This window comes from Rothia mucilaginosa ATCC 25296 (assembly GCF_000175615.1).
Lineage (GTDB): Bacteria > Actinomycetota > Actinomycetes > Actinomycetales > Micrococcaceae > Rothia > Rothia mucilaginosa.
In genome coordinates, this window is record NZ_ACVO01000004.1 from 51,978 (window position 1) to 75,110 (window position 23,133).

The window sequence follows — 23,133 nt, forward strand, 5'->3', positions numbered from 1 at the left end:
TTCCGCCGAGAGGCGCTCCCAACCCGACATCCCTAAACGTTCCGGTGGGGGTCGAGAAATTGACCCCCACCGTTTTTTGTTTAAAACCCCGTCTAGAAGGCCGCCGTCAGCCCGATGTGGTTGCGTCTGAAACTCGAGCGCTCATGAGATACGCGCGGGCTATGCGCACCCGCAGCACCCAATACTGGTTAGACTGGGAACTATGCTGCACCGACTTTTCCCCCACGCCAACGAATCCCTCGCCTCCCTCGCTGAAATTTCAGCGCAGGTCGGTGAGGCGGCGGCATTGCTCTCTGAAATGGTCGGCTCCCCCGTCGCGGAGTACCCCGAACTCTTCGAACGCATGCTCACCCACGAGGCGGACTCCACGAACCTGCTGTTCCGCACCCTCACCGAGGTGCGTAGCTCGTTCTCCCCGCCGATTCCGCGTGAAGACCTGTACACGCTGGCACGCAAGCTCACCAACGCCGTTGAGAAGCTTACCAGCGCCGCGCACGTGCTGTCCCTGCATAGCATTGACGGCTTCGCCACGCACATCACCTCAATCCTGGACATCATTCAGCGTCAGGCGGTGCTGACCGCCGCCGTCATCCCCAAACTCGCCGATATTCGCGGCCTCGACAACTATTGGATGGACATGCTGCGCATCTCCCGCCAGGCGCTACGCACCGCCGAAGAATACGACGCGTACATTGCCGAACGCTACACCCCCGAACGGTACCGCCGCTACGCCACCTTCCTGGCGCAGCTGACCGCCGCCTCCAACGCTATGCGTGATGTGTCCGCCGAGATCGGCCGCATTATCGTTCAGGAATCCTAATGCTCCTGGGTCTTCTAGCCTGCTGCGCCTTCATTGCCGCGGTCTACGTTACCGGTGTGCACGACGCCTCCAACTCCGTCGCTGTTCCGGTGCGTACCCGCGCCCTTGGCGAGCGCTCCGCCCTGTACCTTGCCGCGCTCTTCAACGTGCTCGGTGTGGTTGGTGCATTCCTGCTACTCGGTGAGTATTCCGCCTCGTGGGTGAGTGCCCCGGAGGGTACCACCGGCCTGAACGGCATTGTTGCGGCGCTGCTCGTCTGCGCTATTTGGGGTGTGCTCACCTGGTTCCTGCGGTTGCCTTCCTCCTCAACTCACGCGCTGGTCGGTGCCCTTGCCGGCGTGAGCTGGTGGACCCAGACGAGGAGTGACAGCGCCGCTGAAGGCTTCGGTTCTCTCGCCTTCCTACCGCATATTTTTGGGGCGACCCTGCTGCCGCTCTTCTACCTGCCACCGCTCATTTTTCTGCTGTCCTGGCTGATGGTGGTGCCGTTCTACCGGCTGGTGGTCGGCCACAACCCGCGCCTGGTGAATCAGCATGCCCGCGAGGTGCTGGCGGTGTCTGCCTCCGCGATTTCGCTGCTACACGGCCTGCAGACCGGCTACCTGTACCTGCTGCTGTGGGCGCTACTGAGCGAACGCATCATGGATCCGGCGCTGATTCAGTCCCTCACCTGGGGCGGAATGCTACTGGGCACCATCATCATTGCCCTCAGCCTGGGTGCCGGTACGCTGACCGGTGGCCGCCGCATCGGCTACACCTTCGCCTACAAGATGGTGCGCCTGGACCCGTTCCGTGGCGCGGTCGCTCAGGGCACGACCGCGGTGGTGCAGGTGCTCGGCTACTTCCTGCTGCAAGTGCCGTTCTCCTCATCGCACCTGGCGACTGCATCGGCGCTCGGCGCGGGAGTGAACCAGCGTTTTAACGCGTTGAAATCCAGGATTGTTCTGCAGATTCTTCTGGTGTGGCTGGTAACCATTCCGGCGTGCTTTGTGCTCGGTGTGCTGGCGATGGTGGCTCTACAGTCCATCCACTAGATTTTAGGGGCGGTGCATGCCCCTGCATGCTCACTGCCGCGGGATAGCCGGGCGGCGGGTTGAGTCTGAACAGTGCACACCTTCATAATGGGTTGAGTTCCTGGGCTGGCACGGGCCCATTCACCCTCGACTGATTGTGGTTATGTCTTCTCCTACCGTAGCTATTCTGGTCCGCACGAAGGGCCGCCCCCGCTTCTTGAGCCGCGCCCTGGAGAATATTGCGCAGCAGACCTTCACCGACTACACGGTCTGCGTGATTAACGACGGAGGCGACGAACAGGCAACCCGCGCCGTCATTGAGGCATCCCCGCTGGGTTTGCTGGGTTCTAACGCGCAGGATTCCAGCCGCGTACAGTTGCTGACCACCGCCGGCGGCAACATGGAGGCGGCATCCAACGCCGGTTTGGCGGCGACCACCTCCGAATACGTGGCGATTCACGATGACGACGACCTGTGGGCACCCGAGTTCCTGGAGCGCACCGTCGCGGCACTGGAAGAGAGCGGCGCGCTCATGTGCACCACCCGCATTGTGGAGCGGTACGAACGCGAGAACGCCGAAGGCAAGTTCGAGGTGTACGAGGAACGTATTTTCCACGACGGCCTGCCCGGCATGGGTTTGCAGTTCCTGTTCCGCACGAACCGTGCCGTGCCGATCGGTATTCTCTACCGCCGCAGCTTGCACGAGCTGGTCGGTTTCTATGACGAGTCCCTGCCGGTGGTCGGCGACTGGGAGTTCAACATGCGTGCCGCCGCAGTCGCCGATATTCTGCTGGTGGATGAGCCGCTGGCGTACTGGTCGCTACGCCCCGACGCGGAGGGCTCCGAGGCGAATAGCGTGAAGCGCCAGGCTGATCACGCCCGCTTCGATTCGATGGTGCGTGCCCGCGCTATCCGCGAGGATCTGCAGGCGGGTGCCCGACCGGGCGCGTACCTGTACCAGGCACATTTGGCGGCTGACCTGGAGCGCCGCGTCATTGACGGGCACGATCTGACCCGCGAATCCCTGGACATTCTGCGCTCTATTGAGAGCCGCCTGGAACGTATCGAGGCCCGTCAGCAGGCTATTGAGAACCGCCAGCAGGCTATTGAGGAGCGTCTGCGGGTTCTCAAGCACCTGCGCACCCCGGGCCGCGCGCTGCGTTCCTTGGCGAAGCGTTCCCTGGTTCGTCGCGGTGCTGAGGATGGTTCTACCGGCGAGAAGGGCGCGTAGCCATGACAGAAAACAATCATTCTTCTACAGCACTGCCCGTTACTGAAGCACCGCGTGTGCTCGTCATTGGCGATATCGGCCAGCACACCTACCACGTAGGCGACGAAGCCATGACCATTGCGAGCGCTCAGGCGCTTTCCGAAGGCGGCGCGGCGGTCACCCTCATGACCCGCGATGTGGGCCATTCGGCGCGCTATATTGGCGCGGCGGTAAACCATGAGGCGGGCACGCCCTACGAGTACCTGCCGTTTTTCCTCTTCCCCTGGGCGCCGGCTGAACGCGAGCTAACCCTCGCGGCGTTTGAGTGCATCCTGGCGCAGCTGCACGCCGACCGGGAGCGCCCCTCCCCCTCTGAGCTGTCGGTGTTGCCGCAGGTGCAGGCGCTGCCGGATGTGCTACATCCCCTGGCGCAGACCGTTGAGCGCATGGTGGAATTCGCGGACGCTATCGCCACCATGGACGCAGTTGTGGTCTCCGGCGGCGGCAACCTCAACTCCCGCTACGGCTGGCTGCTCTACGAACGCGCCGCCGCGGTGCGTGCCGCCGAGCATGCGGGCGTGCCCGTGTATGTGACCGGCCAGTCCCTGGGCCCGGTGCTCAACCCCGAGGACGCGCAGGTTCTGGAGCGTATGCTGCGCACCGCCCGTTCGGTGACGGTGCGCGAACATTCTTCCCTCGCCTGGTGCCGTGAGCGGGGTATTGACGCGCGCCTGAGCGTGGACGATGCCACCGACTACCTGCCAGCTTCCCCCGCGCGTACCCTGCACTATGCGGAAGGCGTTTCCGCAGGTCAGGCACTGGATGAGCTGCCCGAACGCTACGTGTGCGTGACCGTCAACGGGTGCACCGACCAGCAGGCACAGCAGATTGCGCGTCTACTCGATGGCATGTGGCGTGAGCACGGCTACGCGCCCGTATTCCTGAGCCATTTTGGCGACCCGCAGAACCCCGAAAGCGGCGATATTCAGGTGCACCAGCGTATCGCTGAGCAGCTCAGCCCCTCCACCCCGGCAGCCCTGCTGCCAATTCTGCACGCGGACCAGAGCATCACCGTGCACTGTGGCGCGGCGTTCACGCTGACCAGCCGCTACCACCCGGCGGTATTCTCTGCCGCGGCGGGTATTCCCGTGCTCGCCCTCGTGCCGGACGCCTTCACGCAGATGCGCGTAGGCGGTGCCCTGCGTCAGTACGGGCTGGGCGAGTTCACCCTGCCGCTGGGCATGCTCGCCGGTGGCGTTCCCGAGCTGATGGTTGCCGCCGCCCTGCGGCACGCGGCGGTGGCATCGGATGCACGCCGCACCGAGCTGCTGGAGGTGCTGCGCGCAGAGCGTTCCTACCTGCTCGCGCAGATTCTTGGCTCTGGGAAATGTGCGGCCCCCGCGCCCTTCCCCGCTGTAGAACAGGTTCCGGCTCTCCCCGAGCCGCTGGGCGCAACCGTCCGCGCCGCACGCGATCTCTTTACCGAAACCTCCCTCACCGCGGGTTTCGAGTGGGCGATGTCTGACCGGGCGCACTCCTGGGATGCCGAGCATCGTCGGCAGCTCGAACGTGCCCGCGCTATCGGTGGTGCGTACAGTGCGCACGGCGCCGAAGAAACGCATCCTGTCACCGTTGAGCCTGAGTCATCTTCTGAAGCGCCCGCCGAGACGAAGCCGGGCCTGCTGGCGAGGGTGGCGCACCGCCTCCGCGGCTAGGTTGCGGAACGGGGGCAAGGCTGCGTAACGGGGCTAGAGCAGCGGTTTTGGAGCTAGGTTTCCGCGAAAAACGCGGCTTTGGAGCGGGTAGGGGGCGGGTACGGGGCGCGGGGTCTCTCACACTTCAACCCAACACTCCCCTACCCCCTTGTACACGGCACACGCGCCGGTATGATGGTTCCCATGGCACGCTTCGCAGAGATTCTACGCACTACTGAACAGAACACCCGACAGTTCATTCATGAGGGTATTCACCGAGTCCGAGCAGACTTCTTTCAGTCTGTGCAGATTGTTGCGGCGTCTATGGGCGCTTGGCTTTTCGCTGAGCACATCCTGGGCCACCACGAGCCCATTTTCGCACCGGTCGCTGCCCTCGTATCCCTCGGCTATGTAAGCGGTGCTAAGCATTCCCGCCGAATCCTTGAGGTCTCCTTCGGCGTGACCCTCGGCATTCTCATTGGCGACCTTCTGCTGATTCTGCTCGGTCACGGCACCTGGCAGGCGGCAGTGGTGCTTTTCTTGACCGTGATTATTGCCCGATTTATTGATAAGGGCATTATTTTTACGATTCAGCTCAGCTTCCAGGCCTGTTTCACGTTGTTGCTGCCCGTACCTGACGATGCGTTCACCCGCAGTTTCGACGGTATCGTTGGTGGCGCCTTTGCGTTCCTCGCCATGTACCTGATGCCGCGCGACCCGCGTAAGAACCCGCGTGCCCGCGCGCAGGCTCTCATGGATGCGTTCGCGAAGGTTTTCCAGCATTCCTCCGAAGCAATCCGCTACTACGACTACAACAAGGCGTACCAGAGCCTGCTTGATGCACGCGCCCTGCAACCGCTGTATGATGCGTGCCGAGGCGACCTAATCACCGCGCAGGGTATGAATGAGCTGTCCTGGAATAGCCGCAAGAGCAAGGGCGAGCTGGCGCGCATGGCAAAGACCCTCGCCGCGGTAGATTTGGCGATTCGTAACGACCGTGTGCTCAACCGCCGCATGGCGTCCACGATTCACCACGTGCAGCTACGCACTGCCGCGCAGCTCTCGCTCAGTGACGCGCTGACCGAGCTGTCGGTGTCGGCACAGAGCCTCGGCTTGGGCATGTCTGCCCCAACGGAGGGCGAACGCGAGCACTACATGATGGAGGCACGCGAGCGCATGATTAAGCTTGCCGGCACCCTCGAGCCGCGCACGATGGGTGTGGCAACCTTTGAGGGCGAGTCACTCGTGCTGATGCTCCGCCTGATTGTGGTGGACTTTATGGAGGCAACCGGTATGTCCCACAAGGACGCCGTGGCGGTTCTGGTGCCCCTGGGTGAGGCGGTCACCAAACACGCACCGCGTACCTCGGCAATCCCGATTGTTGACGCTGACATGGATGACTCCATGGTGGTTGACGACGTGACCGATAGCGCAGTGAACACCCACCGCACGAACAAGCTCAACACCCGCTCGATCAACATCATGTTGCACGAGAACGAGGAAGAGAGCCGCTCCTCCTAGCGGGGTTCTAGCGGAGTCAGTGGCAACCGCCAAGACACAGCGGAGGGGGCTCCCAGCCGGTATTCACGCCAGCCGGGAGCCCCCTCCTCCGCTATCTCCATGCTGTTGATGCGCGGGCGGCTACTTCTGCGGGAAGAGCAGCGCGAGCGCCTCACCCAGGGTGGTTACCTCACGCACGGTCACGCCCTCGGGCACGTCCCCCACGCCAGTCGGGGAGGCGGGCACCAGCACGTGCGTGAAGCCCAGGCGGCCCACCTCCGCAATGCGCTGGCGGATGCCCGGAACGGCGCGCACCTCACCCGCCAAGCCAACCTCGCCGAAGACCGCGAGCTTGCGCGGTAGCGGCTTATTTTGCGCCGCCGAGGCAAGCGCCATAACGCACGCCAGGTCGGCGGCGGGCTCGGCAATCTTCGCGCCACCCACCGTGGATACGTAGCAGTCGAGCTTGCCCACGTTCAGCCCGGCGCGGCGCTGCAGTACCGCCAACAGCATCTGGATACGCGCCGAATCCAGGCCCGAAACGGTACGGCGCGGGGCGGGTGCCACCGCCTGATCCAGCAGCGCCTGCACCTCCGCGAGCAGGGGTCGGCGGCCCTCCATCGTGACGGTCACGCAGGTGCCCGCCACAGGGTGCGGGGTACTTGAAACGAACATGCCGGAGGGGTCCAGCACCGGTGCGATGCCGTCCTCGTGCATGTCGAAGCAGCCCACCTCGTCGGTGGGTCCAAAGCGGTTCTTAATCGCGCGGAGCATGCGGATATTCGAGTGCTTATCGCCCTCGAACTGGCAGACCACGTCCACCAGGTGCTCAAGCAGGCGCGGGCCCGCGATGGTGCCTTCCTTAGTCACGTGACCCACGAGCAGGGTACACATGTTGCGTTCCTTAGCCGCGGCAATCACGGAGGCAGCAACCTCACGCACCTGGGTCACGCCGCCGGCGCTACCCTCAACTTCCGCGGAGGCGAGGGTCTGCACGGAGTCAATGACCAGCAGGGAGGGGTTGACCTGCTCAATATGCGCCAGGGCGGTGCCGAGGTCGGTTTCGCTGGTCAGGTAGAGGGTGTCCGCGATGGCGCGGATGCGGTCGGCGCGGAGCTTGACCTGCGCGGCGGATTCCTCGCCGGTAATGTACAGGACCGGGCGCGGCGGCTGGGGTGCGATATTCTGCACCCCCTGCTGTCCCGCACTCCCGGCGGTGCCGCGCGCGAAGGTGGCGGCGACATCCAGCAGCAGGGTGGATTTGCCCACGCCGGGTTCGCCCGCCATGAGGATGACCGCGCCGGGTACAAGTCCGCCGCCGAGCACGCGGTCAAATTCGGGGTTTCCGGTGCTCATGTAGGCGGCTACGCGCGAGTCGACTTCTGCGATGGGCTGGGCGGGTTTCTGCACGCTGGATGCGGCGCGGGTGCGCGCACGGGTGCCCCCGGCGGCTTCTTCGACAGTGCCCCAGGTTTGGCATTCGCCGCAGCGGCCTACCCATTTGGCGGTGGTCCAGCCGCATTCGGTACAGCGGTAGGCGGGTGCGGTTTTGGTGTTTTTCGTGCGCGCGGTCATGGGTCTATTTTAGGGTCTGGGGCGATATGGTGCGCGGTGTTTGGTCACGGCGAAATGGGGTACCGCAGAACGCATTTTTACTCTTAAATGTAGATAGTTTCGCTTCGTGCACTCCCGTATAAATATCGAGAATATCCGTTCGCTTTTAAGGCACTTTAGCCCGCCGTTCCGCCCCTGACCTGGCTCAATAACCGCCCTTACGGGTACAATGTTTTTTGTGCAGATGAATTATAGTGACCTATTGCTTAAAACTATCGCCCGAATCGCCCCCGGCACCGAGCTCCGCGAGGGCCTGGAACGCATCATGCGTGGCCGTACGGGCGCGCTCATCGTACTCGGATCCGACCGCACCGTATCCTCCCTGTCTTCGGGTGGTTTCAACATCGACACCGAGTTCTCGGCAACCCGCCTGCGCGAGCTGGCGAAGATGGATGGCGCTATCATCTGCGACCGTGACGCCACCCGCCTACTGCACGCCGGCGTGCAGCTCATGCCGGACGCCTCCATTGAGACAAACGAATCCGGCACCCGCCACCGCACCGCCGAACGCACCGCGATTCAGACCGGTTTCCCGGTGATTTCGGTGAGTGCCTCGATGTCCGTGATTTCGGTGTACGTTGACGGCACCCGCTACATGGTTGAGGACAGCCAGTACCTGATGGCCCGCGCAAACCAGGCGATTCAGACCCTTGAAAGCTATAAGAAGCGTCTGCGTTCGGTGCTCTCCAGCCTGTCTGCCCTGGAGATTGAGTCGAACGTTTCCCTGGCGGATGTGACAATGACCCTTCAGCGTATGGAGATGGTGAACCGCATTATCCGCGAGGTCAGCCACTACGTGCTGGAGCTCGGCGTGCACGGCCGCCTCATTGCCCTGCAGCTGGAGGAGCTGCGCGCCCCCGAGATGACCGCCAGCGATCTGATTCTGCGCGACTATCTGCCCGAGACGAATGACGAGCTGATCGCCGCCGGCGTTGAGGCGCTTCAGAACCTGGACGATATGGCTATCGTGGATCTGCGCACGATTGCCCGCACTGTCGGCTTTGGCGAGAACCCCGACCTGGAGTTCCCCCTGCAGCCTCGCGGTTTCCGTCTGCTCGCCGGTATTCCGAGCATCCCGAACGCTATTTCTGAGCGTCTGGTGGAGCGCTTCGGCAGCCTGCAGGCCCTGATGGCAGCGTCCCTCGAGGATTTGCGTGCCGTGGACGGTGTGGGTGAGGCTCGTGCCCGCACGGTGCGTGAGCAGCTGTCCCGCATGGCGGAGAGCAGCCTGGAGAAGTACCTCTAACCCAAGACCCATACGAGAAGCCCCCGCGCCGGAGACTATCTGGCACGGCGGCCTTTTCCTGCCTCACAAGAACCTTTTGCATTATGATGTAGTGACAGCGGAGTTCCCTCCGCACCCTGGTGCCTCAAGCATCATGACACCCCTTGGAGGTCACAATGTCGTACTCACGAGCTAAGTATCCGTCGGCTAAGCGCCCCGTCCCGTTCTTCGTGTGGGCGTCCCCCATTCTGTTCCTGATTTACCTGCCGCTGCTGTGGTTCAAGGTCATCCCCAATTCCTTTGAGGTGACCGACCTGTCCACCCTGCTGTTGGCGGCACTGCAGTGGACCGCATTCGGTAGCCTGCTCGGGTACCTGGGTGAGCGCCGCTTCGCCAAGCCGCGCGCCTCCAAATAGTGCCACGCAATAGACCTATACAAAAAGCCCCCGTGCCGGAGAATATCCAGCACGGGGGCTTTTGCGTGCCCATTCACGGGCGAAAACTATAGAAGTGAACTACTGAATCACAAAGTTCACCTGAGCCGAAGTCACACCATTCACCGTGGCAGTCGCCCAGTAAGATCCCTTCTGAGCGGTCGAAGCGGAGGAGCAACCCAGGACGTTGATCTTACGATCCCACGCCAGGTCGGTTGCACCCTCAGCACCTGCGGCTACCTCAGACTTCTGAACGGCGGTCGCCGCGCACAGGCTACGGGTGTACACCTGAGCTGCACCGGAAGTAATGTTCAGATCCACGCCGGTGTTTGCACCCTCGCCGCCCACAGCGCAGGGGGTCTTCGAGGAATTCGTGTAGGTCACGTGGAAGGACACCTGCTCACCGGCTGCGAAGGTACGCTTCGCGGGGGTGACGGTCACCTTCAGGTCGTTCGCGGTGCACGCCGCAACAACAGCCGCAGTGGTCACGCTCGGAGTCGGCGCGGGCGTGGTCGGGGTTGCTACGGGGGTAGCGGTGGTCGCGCTTGCAGTGGGTGCTGCAGATGCAGTCACCGAAGGGGTTACCGAAGCGCTAGCCGAGGCAGTTGCGGTAGCCGAGGCAGTCGCACTAGCGGACGGGGTAGCCGAAGCAGTTTCGGAGGGGCGAGCACTGAAGCTCTGGAAGGGCGCGCCGGAAGCCGTCGCGGTGGAGGCTACGGTAGCCTCCTTCTTGCCGTTAATCATGCCGACCATGGAGGTCACGCCGGCAACCAGCAGCAGAATAATAGCGAGCAGAGCAATAACCGCCACGATGCGACGGCGGCGGTACACTTCGGGAGGCAGAACGGGACCATTTTCAGACATACCTCAAGGATACCGGGTTTAACCCTGAGATTCACAGTGAACTCTGTTCATGCAGTTTTGGGAATATATGCCTCGTGGCGTAGGCTTTTCGGATGACCACAGAAGCATCCACCCCTACTCAGCACCTCCCCGAAGGAACCAATGTTGAAGCGCTTCACCAACGCATTAACCAGTGGTTCCTTGACCAGGCACGCGATTTACCGTGGCGTCGTGACGAGTGCACCCCCTGGGGCGTGATGGTCAGCGAGTTCATGCTGCAGCAGACCCCCGTCAAGCGCGTGCTTCCCGTGTGGGAGGAGTGGATGCGCCGCTGGCCCACCCCCGCCGACCTTGCCGCCGAGCCCGCCTCGGAGGCAGTGCGCGCCTGGGGCCGCCTGGGTTACCCGCGCCGCGCGCAGCGTCTGCACGGTGCCGCTGTAGCGATTGTGGAGCAGCACGGCGGTGAGGTTCCCGCCGAGTATGATGCGCTGCTGGCTCTGCCGGGCGTGGGTTCCTACACTGCGGCGGCGATTAGCGTGTTTGCGTTTGGTCTGCGCGCCACGGTGATTGATACGAATATCCGCCGCGTGCACGCGCGCGCTGTGTCTGGCAAGGCTCTGCCCTCCCGCTCGTTGACGGCGGCTGAGACTCGCCTGGCGGAGGCGCTCATGCCCGCCGACACCCCCACCTCCTGCCTGTGGAACGCGGCGACCATGGAGCTCGGTGCGCTGGTCTGCACGGCAAAGTCCCCAACCTGTCAGCTGTGCCCGGTGGAGGATCTGTGTGCCTGGGTTGCGGCAGGTAAGCCGGAGGCGGACTACACCCCCAAGGGTCAGAGCTGGCACGGCACGGACCGCCAGGTGCGCGGCGCAGTCATGGCGGTGTTGCGTGCGGCGCATGAGCCGGTGGAACGCGACCTCATCCTGGGTGCAGGCACCACTGCGGCCACTGGTGCATCAGCTTCGCCTGACTTGGCCTTCCCGGCGGATGCACCCGCCGCGGTGCATCGTCCACTGAAGGCGCTGTACGATCTCTCCCCCGCTGCCGAGCAGTTGCAGCGCTGCTACGCGGGGCTGCTGGCGGACTCTCTCGCCCGCGAAGTCACGCAGGGCGGTACTGTGCTCGTCTCGCTCTAGTACCCGCCGCAGACAGGCTCCTAGAGGCTCCTGGGGCTTATAATAGAAACGCCTGAGGGGCGGTACCGGATAATTCCGGTACCGCCCCTCAGGCGTTTAGTGCGCTAAGCCTAGCTACCTAGGACTTATTCCAGAGCTTAGTCGTTGCCCTGACCCTCAGCGGCAGGTGCCTCGGAAGACTCGCCCTCGTTCAGCTCCTGCACCGAGTCCAGAGCCAGCTCCTTCATCGGCTGAGAAGAGAAGACGAACTTCGCGGAGTCGCCCTCGCCCTCAACGTCCACGGTGATCTTCTCACCGGGCTTGATGTCGCCGAAGAGGATCTTCTCGGACAGGGCGTCCTCAATGTTGCGCTGCATCTCGCGGCGCAGCGGACGAGCACCCATGGACGGGTCGTAACCCTTAGCTGCCATGAGAACCTTCGCAGCGTTGGTCAGCTCAATGGACATATCCTGCTCCGCCAGACGCTTAGCCAGGCGACCCACGAACAGGTCCACGATCTGCAGAATCTCAGACTCGGAGAGCTGCGGGAAGACAATGATGTCATCCACACGGTTCAGGAACTCGGGGCGGAAGTGCTCCTTGAGGTTCTCCATCACGCGTGCCTGCATGCGCTCGTAGTCGGCTGCGGTGTCATCCATCGCCTGGAAACCAACCGGGATGCGGCGGTTCACGTCACGCGAGCCCAGGTTGGTGGTCATGATGATGACGGTGTTCTTGAAGTCCACCACGCGACCCTGCGAGTCGGTCAGGCGACCGTCTTCCAGGATCTGCAGCAGCGAGTTGAACAGGTCGGCATGAGCCTTCTCAACCTCGTCGAACAGGACCACGGAGAAGGGCTTGCGGCGGACCTTCTCGGTCAGCTGGCCGCCCTCATCGTAACCAACGTAGCCGGGAGGCGCACCGAACAGACGGGAGACGGTGTGCTTCTCCTGGTACTCGGACATATCCAGGGTGATGAGCGAATCCTCATCGCCGAACAGGAACTCCGCCAGAGCCTTGGCAAGCTCGGTCTTACCCACACCGGTCGGGCCGGCGAAGATGAACGAACCACCGGGGCGGCGCGGGTCCTTCAGACCTGCGCGGGTACGGCGGATAGCACGGGACAGTGCCGCAATAGCGTGCTCCTGACCGATGACGCGCTTGTGGAGCTCCTGCTCCATGGTCAGCAGGCGGCTGGACTCTTCCTCGGTGATCTTGTAGACCGGAACACCGGTGGAAGCGGCAAGAACCTCAGAAATAACCTCGGGGGTCACGGTGCCGAATGCGTCGCCGCCTTCGCGCCATGCCTTCTCGGCTTCTTCCTTCTCAGCCAGAACCTTCTGCTCCTGATCACGCAGGCCTGCGGCCTTCTCGTAATCCTGGGAGTTGATGGCGTCTTCCTTCTGCTGGCGCAGCTTGGCTGCCTTCTCGTCGAGCAGCTTGATTTCCGGGGGTGCGGTCATGCGCTTGATGCGCAGGCGTGCGCCCGCCTCATCAATCAGGTCGACAGCCTTATCTGGCAGGAAGCGGTCAGAGATGTAGCGTGCCGCAAGGTTCACGGCAGTCTCGATAGCCTCGTCGGTAATGGTGACGCGGTGGTGTGCCTCGTACTTATCGCGCACACCCTTGAGAATCTGCACGGCGAGCTCCTGAGAGGGCTCCTCAACCTGAATCGGCTGGAAGCGGCGCTCCAGGGCGGCGTCCTTCTCAATGTGCTTGCGGTACTCGTCCAGGGTGGTTGCACCGATGGTCTGCAGTTCGCCTCGAGCCAGCATGGGCTTGAGGATGGAGGCAGCGTCAATTGCGCCCTCTGCGGCACCTGCACCGACGAGGGTGTGAATCTCATCAATGAACAGGATGATGTCGCCGCGGGAGCGAATTTCCTTCAGAACCTTCTTCAGGCGCTCTTCAAAGTCACCGCGGTAGCGCGAACCTGCGACCAGGGAGCCCAGATCCAGGGTGTACAGGTGCTTATCCTTGAGGGTCTCAGGGACGTCACCGTGCACGATAGCCTGTGCCAGGCCCTCCACGACGGCGGTCTTACCGACGCCGGGCTCACCAATCAGCACGGGGTTGTTCTTGGTACGGCGGGAGAGGACCTGCATGACGCGTTCCATCTCCTTGTGGCGGCCGATGACCGGGTCCAGCTCGCCCTCACGTGCTGCTGCGGTGAGGTTGCGGCCGAACTGATCCAGGATGGTCGAACCCGCGGGAGTGCCTTCGCGAGAGTTACCCGCACCCACACCAGCGGTTTCCTTATCGCCGGAGTTGTTGCCGGGGTAACCAGAAATCAGGTCCATAACGGCCTGGCGCACGGCAGCGGGCTCAGCGCCCAGCTTGACCAGCACCTGGTTTGCTACGCCCTCGTTTGCACGAACCATGCCCAGCAGGATGTGTTCGGTGCCGATGTAGCCGTGGTTCAGCTGAATAGCCTCGCGCATGGACAGTTCGAGAACCTTCTTCGCGCGCGGGGTGAAGGGGATGTGACCGTTAGGCGCCTGGGGGCCGGGGCCGACGATGTCCTGAACCTGTTCACGTACTGCGTTCAGGGTAACGCCCAATGATTCCAGGGCGCGGGCACCGATGCCTTCGCCCTCGTGAATCAGACCGAGCAGAAGGTGTTCGGTACCGATGTAGTTGTGGTTGAGCATGCGTGCCTCTTCCTGGGCAAGCACCACAACGCGCCGAGCTCGATCGGTAAAGCGTTCAAACATTTACGCACTCCTTGCATTTTCCTATTGATACAAGAGTACGTTGAGCGCGGCTGAAAGGGCGGGCTGATGGGCGTCTGTTCGCCATCAAGAGAACAGATAGGCTGTTCGGGGCGGTTTAGGCGCAGTTTCGGGGCTTCTGGCGGGGCTCAGGAGCAGTTTTGAGGGGTCTAGCTCACGCAAGTGAGCCTACCTGAAGGTGGATGGGTGCCGCCCGGTCGGTGCTGACTGCTTTTGCCGGTGCTGGCTGCTTTTGCCGGGGCCAGCTGTTTTTGCCGGGACTGGCTACTTTTCCCGGGGTTGCCTGTGCAGAGTATGCGCATATTACCGTCGGATGTACCACGGGCAGGTGCTACAAGTGGGTTCCGAGGGTCTACAGTGCCGATACGCGGGTTTACGGAAGAGAAGAACCCAAAAGAAGCCACATAGACCAACACCTAAACCGCATGTTTTCTGCACGCGCGTGAATATAATGCAGAAATTTTTAAAAATTTATATGTTTGCGTGAGAAATTTCAATAATTCGCAAAAATATATAACGGCACCATTTCCGGTATATATTTCTGCATAATCTTCAGACAATCTGCATCAGAATTCCATCCGATAATCATCTCGACATCAGAGGAAATCCCCACGTCGATACATAGGTAGGGCGCTTATTATTTTCGACTCTATTCAGGGTACGCTCTGTACCTCTTACAAGGGGAATATCTCGGCGCACAACAACGGCGCATAACAACCGCACCGAAGAGATTAATGCAACAACACCTTTAGCCTTCCTGCCAATGCATGAAACCTAAATGAGGAACCCAACCTCGACACCAGATTGCGTATCCGATTCCCCACTCTTCCTCCTAATAATTCAGAAGCGGGCATCAGCAAAGGATCAATATATTTTACATGTAAATAGTTAATTGGAATTAGGCACAAAACACGCCCCATTAGATACACAAAACACACAACGCATAAGGGGGCACAACAAAAGGCGGGCGGTGATAACACCGCCCGCCTTGAGCACCCGGAGGTTTAGAGCCCTAAAGAACCAGCACCTCCGGTTACACGCAATAACTTAGAACCTTTAGTCCTGAGCCTTCATTGCTGCGTAGTATGCGTCCTGAATGTCCTGGTGGATACGACCGCGGTCAGAAACTTTGTGGCCGTTAGCCTTAGCCCACTCGCGAATTGCTGCGGTCTCGGGGTTGCGCTTAACCGGAGCAGCAGTACCGCGGGGTGCACGGGTGCGCTGGGTAGCGGTACCCTGCACGCGGCGGGACTTCGCTACGAAGGGGCGGATAGCGTCACGCAGGCGAGCTGCGTTTGCGGAGGACAGATCGATTTCGTAGTGAGCGCCGTCCAGACCGAAACGGATAGTTTCGTCTGCGGGGCCACCATCGAGATCGTCTTCAAGGATGATGCGAACCTTCTGTGCCATTGAGGCACCTCCTCATCTGTTGCATATATCCTGTGGAGTAAACCCAAAAGCCTCTATCGGAGATTGAGAAAATAGTGTGCCGGATATATTTATGTACTAATTTTCTTTCATATAGTAACAGAAATATATTAAAAATTCCGAAAATATCTAAGCATTGAAACAATGCACCAATCACCCACAGCGATATATCGCTTCTGTGCATCCCGTTAAATCTGCATCCACTACAAGAACATTAAAGTGAAGTTCAGGGTGCAAATACTTTGGATTCTTCCAGCACTCACTCTGGGACAATATCGAACAATACACAACCCGGCGCTACCAACAATCCACAGGAATTACACCACCCACACGGGCACCTCAATACGCTATTCGCTCCAGGCATTCCTACGATATTCAAAAGCGAAATTCTACCCCTATCCCGGCACCTCATTCTTTTCTACACAACACATTCGTGTATAAGAACAGAAACACCCGCCAGAACGAATAGAGCAGCATAAATCAGCACCAGAATAGAGCAAAAAAGCACCGGAAAACGCCCCTGACCTGTGCAAATACCAATCCAAGCCCACACCACACGCTATACACCGTGCAAAAGAGTGCATGCAAAAACGGCGGGTGCCGCAGATACAACCGTATCCGCGGCACCCGCCGCATTATCGCCTCTCAAGGCGAAGTATAAGCAACCCTCGAGGTGAAGCTAAAGCTTAGGCTTCCGGCTTCATCAGGGGGAAGAGAATGGTCTCACGAATACCGGGCTGACGCACCACGGTACCCGGACGCTCCGGATCCTGATCGCCCGCCAGCAGCATAATCAGACGGTCAATGCCCAGGCCCAGACCACCCATCGGGGGTGCACCGTGCTCCAGGGCGCGCAGGAAGTCCTCATCCAGCTCCATCGCCTCATCGTCACCGGCAGCAGCCAGCAGCGACTGAGCGGTCAGGCGCTCACGCTGAATGACCGGGTCAATCAGCTCGGAGAACGCGGTACCGCGCTCCATGCCGCCAATAATCAGGTCCCATGCCTCAATCAGAGGCTCACCGGAACGGTGCGGACGCGCCAGCGGCTGAGCGCTCGGCGGGTAGTCGTACACGAAGGTCGGGTTCACCAGGGTCGGCTCAACAATCTCACCGAAGAGCTCGGTCACCAGCTTCTCAGCGTCCCACTTCGGGTCGATGTCAACCTCATGCTTTTCAGCGATCTCACGCAGAACCGAAGCGTCAGTCTCGGGGGTGATTTCAACGCCCACAGCCTCAGACAGGCCCGGGTACACGCCAACCCACTTCCACTCACCGAACAGGTCAATGGTGCCGTTCTCAGTCTCAATACGCTCGGTACCGACAGCCTTCGCGCAGCTCTGGATAATCTCCTTCATGCGCTCAGCCATCACAAACTGGTCAGCGTAGGTTTCGTAGCACTCCAGGGTGGTGAACTCGGGGCTGTGGGTCGAATCCACACCCTCGTTACGGAACACGCGGCCAATCTCGTACACGCGCTCAATACCACCAACCACTGCACGCTTAAGCGGCAGCTCGGTCGCAATACGCATGGTCATCGGCTGGTCAAAAGCGTTCAGGTGGGTGCGGAACGGGCGAGCCGTCGCGCCACCGTGCACCAGCTGCAGAACGGGGGTCTCAACCTCAATGTAGCCGTGATCCTCCAGCACGCGGCGGACGGTGCGGGTAATCAGGGCGCGCTTCTTCACCAGCTCGCGAGCCTCCTCGCGAACCATCAGGTCCAGGTAACGCTGGCGAACGCGGGTTTCCTCGTTCAGGTCCTTGTGCAGAACCGGCATGGGGCGTAGCGCCTTCGACGCCATCTTCCAGTCGGTCACCATGATGGACAGCTCACCGCGGCGAGAAACAATCACGCGGCCGGTCACGAACACGTGGTCGCCCAGGTCAACCAGGGACTTCCACTCAGACAGGGACTCCTCGCCAACCTCAGCCAGCGACAGCATCGCCTGGATGCGCTTACCCTCGGTGCCACCCTGCAGGGTCGCAAAGCACAGCTTACCGGTGTTACGGACGAACACCACGCGGCCACCAACATGCACCACACGGTCAGTCTCGTCGCCAGCCTTCAGCTCCTCAGCAGCCAGCTTCGGATCGTACTCGGCGCGCAGATCCTCAATGTGGTTGGGCTCCACGCGGTTACCCTCAGAATCCAGCAGACCCACCGGGTATGCCTCGCGACCCGACTCGATCAGCTTCGCACGCTTCTCCAGGCGAATCTGCATCTGCTCGGACATATCAGCAATCGCCGGTGCGGCAGTGTGCTCAGTGCTCACAGTGATACCTATCTGTGTAGTGTGTTGGGGACTCTTCTAAACGCGCAAACGCTTAGCGCAGGTCCATGTTGTCAATCAGGCGGGTCGGGCCAACGAACGCAGCAACCAGTGCCAGCACTCGCTCCGACTCCTCAGTCGGCTCACCGAAAGTCATCGGGTCGACCAGTTCCAGGTAGTCAAGGCGTACACCCGGAGTGGAGTTGATACGCTCACGCGCACCGTCCAAATCAATCTCGTGGAAGCCACGGTTCAGCGAATTCTCACGAAGCATCGCCAGGGTGCGGGACAGCACCAGGGCAGACTCGCGCTCCTCATCCGACAGGTAACTATTACGCGAAGACAGCGCCAGACCGTTATCGTCGCGAACAATCGCCACAGGGCGCATGGTCACGTCGTGGTTGAAATCGTGCACCATACGCTGAATCAGGATGTACTGCTGAGCGTCCTTCTGACCGAAGTACGCATTCACCGGGTGGTTACCGGCTGCGGGGCGAATAATGTTGAAGAACTTATTGACCACGGCCAGCACGCCATCAAAGTGGCCCGGACGGGTCGCACCCTCAAACTTAGTGCCCAGCTCGCCGCTCGAAATGCGGATGAGCGGGTCACCGTCGGGGTACATCTCTTCAACCTCGGGGGCAAAAATAATGTCAACACCGGCGGCACCAGCCAGGGCAGCGTCTGCCTCCAGGGTGCGCGGGTATGCTTCGTAATCCTCGCCGGGGCCAAACTGCAGCGGGTTCACAAAAATGGAGGCGACCACTACATCATTCTGTTCAGCGGCGCGACGCAACAGGGTTGCGTGGCCGTCGTGCAGGGCGCCCATGGTGGGCACGTAGCCCAGGGATGCGTTCGTGTACTGAACTGCGGTGCCGTTCTGCTCCGCCTCCTGGCGGGCTGCCCGGTCCAGTTCTTCCTGCGCTGCGGCAAGGGATTCGGTGATTGCCGTGCGGAAATCCGCAATGGTGGTCACGACTCGGGGCATCGAAGTCTCAGTCATGACGAGAACTCCTTGTTTTCGGGGGCTGAATCATCAATATCGCCGGGGTGGTTGCGGTCCGAAGACTCACCCAGCAGATTTTCAATTCGTCCCAGTTGTTCATCGTTTAACAAACCTCTATTATGCGCTCTTTTTGCGGTTGCGTGTGCCAGAGCGGCATAAGAGTCTGTAATATCACCTGTTTTCTCATGCTCTGAGTACTCATTCAGAGCCTGAAGGTGAGCCTTCACGGTGCCTGCGTCTCCGCGTGCCACGGGCCCGGTGAGAGCACCCTCACCGCTGGCGAGCGCATTGTCCACGGCGGCTCGCACGAGCGGCCCCATGTAGCGTGCCGGGTCCTCAATACCGATGGAGGCGAGCATCTGCTGGGACTGACCCAGGATGGTCACGAGGTGGTTCGCGGCGTGCGCTAAGGCGGCGTGGTAGAGCGCTCGGTCGGCCTCGGCAACGTGCACGGGTTCGCCGCCCATCTCCACCACGAGTGCCTGAGCAATCGGGATGAACGGTGCAGGCCCGGTCACTGCGAAGCAGGTGCCGTTCAGGCGCTGCAGGTCCACGGACATGCCGGTAAACGTCATGGCGGGGTGAATCGCCAAACCGATAGCGCCCAGCGCGGTCGCCGGTGCGAGAACCTCGGTGCCGTGACGACCGGAGGTATGCACCAGAATCTGACCGGCGGTAATACTTCCCGAGGACGCCAGGTAGGTGATAAGGCCCGGCAACTCATCATCGGGAACCGCAAGAATCAGCAATTCGCTACGCTCAGCAATCTGCTCCACCGGCAGCAGCGGCACATCGGGAAGCAGCATCGCGGCGCGCTCCTGGGAAGCCTCAGACACCGCGTGAACACCCACAATAGTGTGCTCGCAGGCGCGCAAAGCCGCACCGAGGACGGCTCCGACCCTCCCGGCGGAAATAATTCCAATGCCCAAACGCGCAGGTTTTGAATGCTGTATCACGGCTTTAAGTATATTCTCCCTTTCACGCAGGCCCTGCCGTCGGTGTCACGAAGAACACCGACGGCAGGGTGTGATCTGTAGTTTTGCTGCCCGCTAACCCGGCGGGGAAGCTCAGCTGACGGGCTGGCTTAGGGACGCCCACTCATCACCGGTACGCGGTAGTAAGGCTCAATACCCTCCAACCGAACCGTCATCAGCCACACCAGGTCCTCGCAGACGCGCGGCGGCAAGTGCATCATGAGCGTGCGCACCGGGCCGGGCACCGTACCGAAATGCACGCTCGCGCATCCGAAGGCACGCTGCAGCGGGCCCTGGCCTCGGCTCACGCTCAGCACACGGCTGACCGGCACAATCGACAGCGTGCGGATAAAGTAGCCGCCACGAATCAGCAGCAGGTCACCGCGCGTATGCTCACCAACGCTCGAACGCGCCGCATCAGAATCAATGCGGGTGGTCGCCTGCACCGAACCGGCAGTGTAACCGACCGTGGTCACGCCGTTACGCTTCCAGGTGAGCAGGTCCATCCAGCGCGCCGAAGAGGGGGTCACAATCATTGCCGGAACCTGCGGCTTCTGACTCTTCAGCGAGCCGTTGGCGGTATCCAGCAGCACCTGCGCCTGCCCCTCATCCAGGGCGGGCAACAGCAGACGCAACACCATCAGCGTCTCCTGCTTGTTGCCAACCGGGAGGGCAACATTGCGGGTTACAACCTTCTGGTTGTCGTTCTTCTCAATACCGATACCGGCAATGGTCATCTTGATGCGGTACCAGCCGAACGCACGCCACAGGATGGACTGCTCCACGGCGAGTGCCTGAATACGCTCAACCATCACGTTCTGGGTGTGCGTGCCGGTGAAACCGTAGCGCAGGGTCACGCCGCCCTGACCGCTGGGGGTGATTTTGAAGTTTGCGGCACCATCAAAACGCGTCCAGAGGGCAACCACATAACCGACCATGGGCGCGAACATACCGGGTAGCATCGCCATGAAAATGAGGAACGGGCTCTCGCCGCCCATCATCGCGGCGAAGACGGCGGCACCGACCATGAGGGTCACGGCGGGAACCAGCCACACCAGGTGCTCCAGCATGATGGAGGCAATCAGACGCACATTCGAGATGCGGAAAATCGGCGGCTGCGAGGGATCGGCCGCGACCGGCATCGGCATACGACCGCGAGCGCCGCGGCGGGATACAGCGGGCTGCTGAGTACCGGGGTGCTGGGGTGCAGACTGCTCGGGTGCGGGCTGCGAGTATCCGCCCTGCTGGGGCGTTGCCTGCTGATTAGCGGGCTGGGCGCCGTCCTGCGCGGGCGCACCATAGGACGCCTCGTAAGATGCCTCAAACGGCTGATGCAGCTGATCCGCATCCGGCATGCGCTCCGCCGAAATCTGCATGCTATCGGGCAGCACGTCGACCGGGCGGCCAGTCGCCTCCGAACGCAGCAGGTTAATACTCGCCATCGCGGTGCGGCGCAGAACCTCTGCCTTGCGGGCAGAAACGTACTTGATGTGCAGCGCCTCCGACGAGCCGTCAGCCACCTCAAAACGAAGCTCCGACAGACCCAGCAGGCGCGCCACCAGAGGACGCGAAATATCCACGCTCTGCACGCTCTCCAGACGGATCGTGCGGTTCTTCTTGAACAGAAAACCGCTACGGCGGTGAATCGCCAAATCGTCCAGGCTATAGCGGGTAAACCACCAGTCAATCGAGCCGCCAACCAGAATCAGCACGAGCACGGCGAAGCCGATAAGCTGCGAGTACGTTGCGCTGAAGTAGCTGTTGTTCTCATCAAATGCCTGCGTCAGGCGCGCGCCCCACTCGTTCGGCGGGGTGGTCAAAATATTCAGGATAATGCTCTGGAAGAAACCAAACGCCAACAGAATAATGAACCAGAGGTTCATGATGAACGTGCGAATATCGGCACGCCACCACTTCTGCTCCTGCGGTGTCTGGGAGGCAGGAGGCTGCGGTGCCTGCGGCGCGGGGTTGGGCGGGACCGGGGTACTCATTAGAGTGCCGCCATTCGCTCATCGGCGCGGCGCACCAGATCCGCGCGCAGCTCCTCCGCCACGTTCAGCGGAATACCGAACAGCACCATCGTGCCGGTAGTCGTACCCGCGGTGCGCACCGTCAGGCGGGCAACACCGCACATGCGCTCCAGAGGGCCCGAATCCACATCAACATACTGGATGCGGCCGTACGGCATGGAGCTCATCGAACGGAACACGATACCGCGGCGAGCCATCAGATGATTCGACTCCAGCGCGTAGCCGAGCGCGCGAGTACGGCGCGGCGTGGTCAGAATCCACCACAGACCCCACAAACCAAACACCGCGACCACCACTAGGCCGACGATGCGTAGCACCTCCGGGCCGCCGAAGAACGCGCCCGCACAATACACGGCAACACCCGCAAGAATCGGGAGCGCCAAAGCAGAAATAGTGTGAACAAAACGAACCGTCAGGTAGCCGGAGGCGGCGGGCACCCACTGCGGCTCCGGCACGGGCTGCGAGGGAACCGGCTGAGGCGCGTTCGGGTACGCGGCAGCGGGCGGAGCCTGCTGACCGTACTGCGTCTGCTGGTCATACTGGCTCTGCTGTCCATACGGGGCACCAGCCTGACCGTAGGGTTGCTGGTACTGTCCGTACTGGTTCTGCTGAGCAGGCTGACCCTGGCCGTACTGACCATACTGACCCTGTTGGGCGTCCTGCCCGTACTGACCATTCGGCGAATAACTATTCTGGTTAGGAGCCGACATAGGTTCCTCCCTCTCGCGGCTTTACAGCACCGGAAGAGGAGGCCGCATCCTCATCATCCTCCGGCGGAATACGACAACAATGCTGAGCCCACAGGCCAGCAATCAGCAGGGCAACACTGCCCACACAATTAACAAGAACCTCCCAAAAGACCACCGAAAAACCGCGCACAGACACCATCGCCACATGGTAGCCAAGAATCGCAGCGCACCAGCCCGTCAACAGGGCACCGGTCATGATAGAACCCTGCGCATACGCCACCGCACGCGCCGCAAGAATCGGGCCCATATGGGGTACCTTCTCACGCGTCTGAATACGACGATAACGAGCCACCTGCACACCCAGCCACACGGCACCCGCCGCAACCAGCAGGCACACCGCGCCGAGCATCCACGAAAAATTCAGCTCACCAAAACCGGCGCCAATCATCACGGAATTCACCATAAGAGCGGCAGCGGCACCGCACACAGCCGCCACAATAATCGCCCGATAACTCAGGGGCTTCATGGTGTTTCCTTTC

The 23,133-nt window shown here is 61.3% G+C and carries 18 protein-coding genes; 8 read left to right on the forward strand and 10 right to left on the reverse strand.

What is annotated here, in order from left to right; genetic code table 11:
• The first annotated feature begins 202 nt into the window (after window positions 1-202).
• From ROTMU0001_RS00890 to ROTMU0001_RS00910, 5 genes are all read left to right on the forward strand, one after another.
• A complete protein-coding gene (locus ROTMU0001_RS00890) occupies window positions 203-820 on the forward strand; it encodes a hypothetical protein (RefSeq protein ID WP_005504391.1) in 618 nt (205 codons plus the stop codon).
• Window positions 820-1,854 carry an inorganic phosphate transporter gene (locus tag ROTMU0001_RS00895; protein WP_005507597.1) on the forward strand — a complete coding sequence of 345 codons (1,035 nt, stop codon included), beginning with the start codon at window positions 820-822 and terminating at the stop codon, window positions 1,852-1,854. The genes ROTMU0001_RS00890 and ROTMU0001_RS00895 overlap by 1 nt, the downstream gene beginning before the upstream one ends.
• 142 nt (window positions 1,855-1,996) lie before the next feature.
• A complete protein-coding gene (locus ROTMU0001_RS00900; RefSeq protein ID WP_005507599.1) occupies window positions 1,997-3,064 on the forward strand; it encodes a glycosyltransferase family 2 protein in 1,068 nt (355 codons plus the stop codon).
• 2 nt (window positions 3,065-3,066) lie between these two features.
• Window positions 3,067-4,758 (forward strand): polysaccharide pyruvyl transferase family protein, encoded by a 1,692-nt coding sequence (locus ROTMU0001_RS00905; RefSeq protein WP_005507601.1) that lies wholly within the window; start codon window positions 3,067-3,069, stop codon window positions 4,756-4,758.
• 171 nt (window positions 4,759-4,929) lie between these two features.
• A complete protein-coding gene (locus ROTMU0001_RS00910) occupies window positions 4,930-6,258 on the forward strand; it encodes an FUSC family protein (RefSeq protein ID WP_005507603.1) in 1,329 nt (442 codons plus the stop codon).
• A 120-nt stretch (window positions 6,259-6,378) separates the two neighbouring features.
• Here the strand turns inward: ROTMU0001_RS00910 and radA are convergent, their stop codons facing one another.
• On the reverse strand, window positions 6,379-7,812 hold the full coding sequence (gene radA, locus ROTMU0001_RS00915; RefSeq protein WP_005507605.1) for a DNA repair protein RadA: 1,434 nt from the start codon (window positions 7,810-7,812) through the stop codon (window positions 6,379-6,381).
• A gap of 208 nt (window positions 7,813-8,020) precedes the next feature.
• Between radA and disA the strand changes: the two genes are divergently transcribed.
• Window positions 8,021-9,097 (forward strand): DNA integrity scanning diadenylate cyclase DisA, encoded by a 1,077-nt coding sequence (disA, locus tag ROTMU0001_RS00920; RefSeq protein WP_005507606.1) that lies wholly within the window; start codon window positions 8,021-8,023, stop codon window positions 9,095-9,097.
• A 155-nt stretch (window positions 9,098-9,252) separates the two neighbouring features.
• Window positions 9,253-9,492 carry a hypothetical protein gene (locus tag ROTMU0001_RS00925; RefSeq protein ID WP_005507607.1) on the forward strand — a complete coding sequence of 80 codons (240 nt, stop codon included), beginning with the start codon at window positions 9,253-9,255 and terminating at the stop codon, window positions 9,490-9,492.
• A 99-nt stretch (window positions 9,493-9,591) separates the two neighbouring features.
• Here ROTMU0001_RS00925 and ROTMU0001_RS00930 read toward each other — a convergent pair whose 3' ends face one another.
• On the reverse strand, window positions 9,592-10,374 hold the full coding sequence (locus ROTMU0001_RS00930) for a hypothetical protein (protein ID WP_005507608.1): 783 nt from the start codon (window positions 10,372-10,374) through the stop codon (window positions 9,592-9,594).
• A gap of 92 nt (window positions 10,375-10,466) precedes the next feature.
• Between ROTMU0001_RS00930 and ROTMU0001_RS00935 the strand changes: the two genes are divergently transcribed.
• The gene (locus tag ROTMU0001_RS00935; RefSeq protein ID WP_005507609.1) at window positions 10,467-11,489 is read left to right on the forward strand and encodes an HhH-GPD family protein; all 1,023 of its coding nucleotides are present in this window, start codon (window positions 10,467-10,469) and stop codon (window positions 11,487-11,489) included.
• Between the two features lie 137 nt (window positions 11,490-11,626).
• Here ROTMU0001_RS00935 and ROTMU0001_RS00940 read toward each other — a convergent pair whose 3' ends face one another.
• The 8 genes from ROTMU0001_RS00940 to ROTMU0001_RS00975 all read right to left on the reverse strand — a co-directional run bounded on the left by ROTMU0001_RS00940 (window position 11,627) and on the right by ROTMU0001_RS00975 (window position 23,120).
• Window positions 11,627-14,182, reverse strand: a complete 2,556-nt coding sequence (locus ROTMU0001_RS00940) for an ATP-dependent Clp protease ATP-binding subunit (protein WP_005507610.1) — start codon at window positions 14,180-14,182, stop codon at window positions 11,627-11,629.
• Window positions 14,183-15,256: 1,074 nt separating this feature from the next.
• The gene (locus tag ROTMU0001_RS00945) at window positions 15,257-15,610 is read right to left on the reverse strand and encodes a histone-like nucleoid-structuring protein Lsr2 (protein WP_005507611.1); all 354 of its coding nucleotides are present in this window, start codon (window positions 15,608-15,610) and stop codon (window positions 15,257-15,259) included.
• A gap of 704 nt (window positions 15,611-16,314) precedes the next feature.
• Window positions 16,315-17,898, reverse strand: coding sequence for a lysine--tRNA ligase (gene lysS / locus ROTMU0001_RS00950; RefSeq protein WP_005504365.1), 1,584 nt, complete (start codon window positions 17,896-17,898; stop codon window positions 16,315-16,317).
• Between the two features lie 52 nt (window positions 17,899-17,950).
• Complete coding sequence (gene panC, locus ROTMU0001_RS00955; RefSeq protein ID WP_005507612.1) at window positions 17,951-18,898, reverse strand: pantoate--beta-alanine ligase; 948 nt, start codon at window positions 18,896-18,898, stop codon at window positions 17,951-17,953.
• Entirely contained in the window at window positions 18,895-19,857 is a 963-nt protein-coding gene (locus ROTMU0001_RS00960) for a Rossmann-like and DUF2520 domain-containing protein (protein WP_005507613.1), read from the reverse strand. The genes panC and ROTMU0001_RS00960 overlap by 4 nt, the downstream gene beginning before the upstream one ends.
• 128 nt (window positions 19,858-19,985) lie before the next feature.
• Entirely contained in the window at window positions 19,986-21,866 is a 1,881-nt protein-coding gene (locus tag ROTMU0001_RS00965; RefSeq protein WP_005507614.1) for a PH domain-containing protein, read from the reverse strand.
• Complete coding sequence (locus ROTMU0001_RS00970) at window positions 21,866-22,615, reverse strand: PH domain-containing protein (RefSeq protein WP_005507615.1); 750 nt, start codon at window positions 22,613-22,615, stop codon at window positions 21,866-21,868. Before ROTMU0001_RS00970 ends, ROTMU0001_RS00965 begins: the two co-directional genes overlap by 1 nt.
• Window positions 22,602-23,120, reverse strand: coding sequence for a DUF3180 domain-containing protein (locus ROTMU0001_RS00975; protein WP_005507616.1), 519 nt, complete (start codon window positions 23,118-23,120; stop codon window positions 22,602-22,604). Before ROTMU0001_RS00975 ends, ROTMU0001_RS00970 begins: the two co-directional genes overlap by 14 nt.
• Window positions 23,121-23,133: the final 13 nt, after the last annotated feature.

What these genes read in the sequence shown, in the direction of transcription:
- ROTMU0001_RS00965 (WP_005507614.1), bottom strand. Translation starts at nt 21,866, where the DNA reads ATGAGTACCCCGGTCCCGCCCAACCCCGCGCCGCAGGCACCGCAGCCT.
- disA (WP_005507606.1), top strand. Translation starts at nt 8,021, where the DNA reads ATGTTTTTTGTGCAGATGAATTATAGTGACCTATTGCTTAAAACTATC.
- ROTMU0001_RS00975 (WP_005507616.1), bottom strand. Translation starts at nt 23,120, where the DNA reads ATGAAGCCCCTGAGTTATCGGGCGATTATTGTGGCGGCTGTGTGCGGT.
- ROTMU0001_RS00930 (WP_005507608.1), bottom strand. Translation starts at nt 10,374, where the DNA reads ATGTCTGAAAATGGTCCCGTTCTGCCTCCCGAAGTGTACCGCCGCCGT.
- ROTMU0001_RS00945 (WP_005507611.1), bottom strand. Translation starts at nt 15,610, where the DNA reads ATGGCACAGAAGGTTCGCATCATCCTTGAAGACGATCTCGATGGTGGC.
- ROTMU0001_RS00935 (WP_005507609.1), top strand. Translation starts at nt 10,467, where the DNA reads ATGACCACAGAAGCATCCACCCCTACTCAGCACCTCCCCGAAGGAACC.
- ROTMU0001_RS00940 (WP_005507610.1), bottom strand. Translation starts at nt 14,182, where the DNA reads ATGTTTGAACGCTTTACCGATCGAGCTCGGCGCGTTGTGGTGCTTGCC.
- panC (WP_005507612.1), bottom strand. Translation starts at nt 18,898, where the DNA reads ATGACTGAGACTTCGATGCCCCGAGTCGTGACCACCATTGCGGATTTC.
- ROTMU0001_RS00905 (WP_005507601.1), top strand. Translation starts at nt 3,067, where the DNA reads ATGACAGAAAACAATCATTCTTCTACAGCACTGCCCGTTACTGAAGCA.
- ROTMU0001_RS00910 (WP_005507603.1), top strand. Translation starts at nt 4,930, where the DNA reads ATGATGGTTCCCATGGCACGCTTCGCAGAGATTCTACGCACTACTGAA.
- ROTMU0001_RS00895 (WP_005507597.1), top strand. Translation starts at nt 820, where the DNA reads ATGCTCCTGGGTCTTCTAGCCTGCTGCGCCTTCATTGCCGCGGTCTAC.
- ROTMU0001_RS00970 (WP_005507615.1), bottom strand. Translation starts at nt 22,615, where the DNA reads ATGTCGGCTCCTAACCAGAATAGTTATTCGCCGAATGGTCAGTACGGG.
- radA (WP_005507605.1), bottom strand. Translation starts at nt 7,812, where the DNA reads ATGACCGCGCGCACGAAAAACACCAAAACCGCACCCGCCTACCGCTGT.
- ROTMU0001_RS00925 (WP_005507607.1), top strand. Translation starts at nt 9,253, where the DNA reads ATGTCGTACTCACGAGCTAAGTATCCGTCGGCTAAGCGCCCCGTCCCG.
- ROTMU0001_RS00900 (WP_005507599.1), top strand. Translation starts at nt 1,997, where the DNA reads ATGTCTTCTCCTACCGTAGCTATTCTGGTCCGCACGAAGGGCCGCCCC.
- ROTMU0001_RS00890 (WP_005504391.1), top strand. Translation starts at nt 203, where the DNA reads ATGCTGCACCGACTTTTCCCCCACGCCAACGAATCCCTCGCCTCCCTC.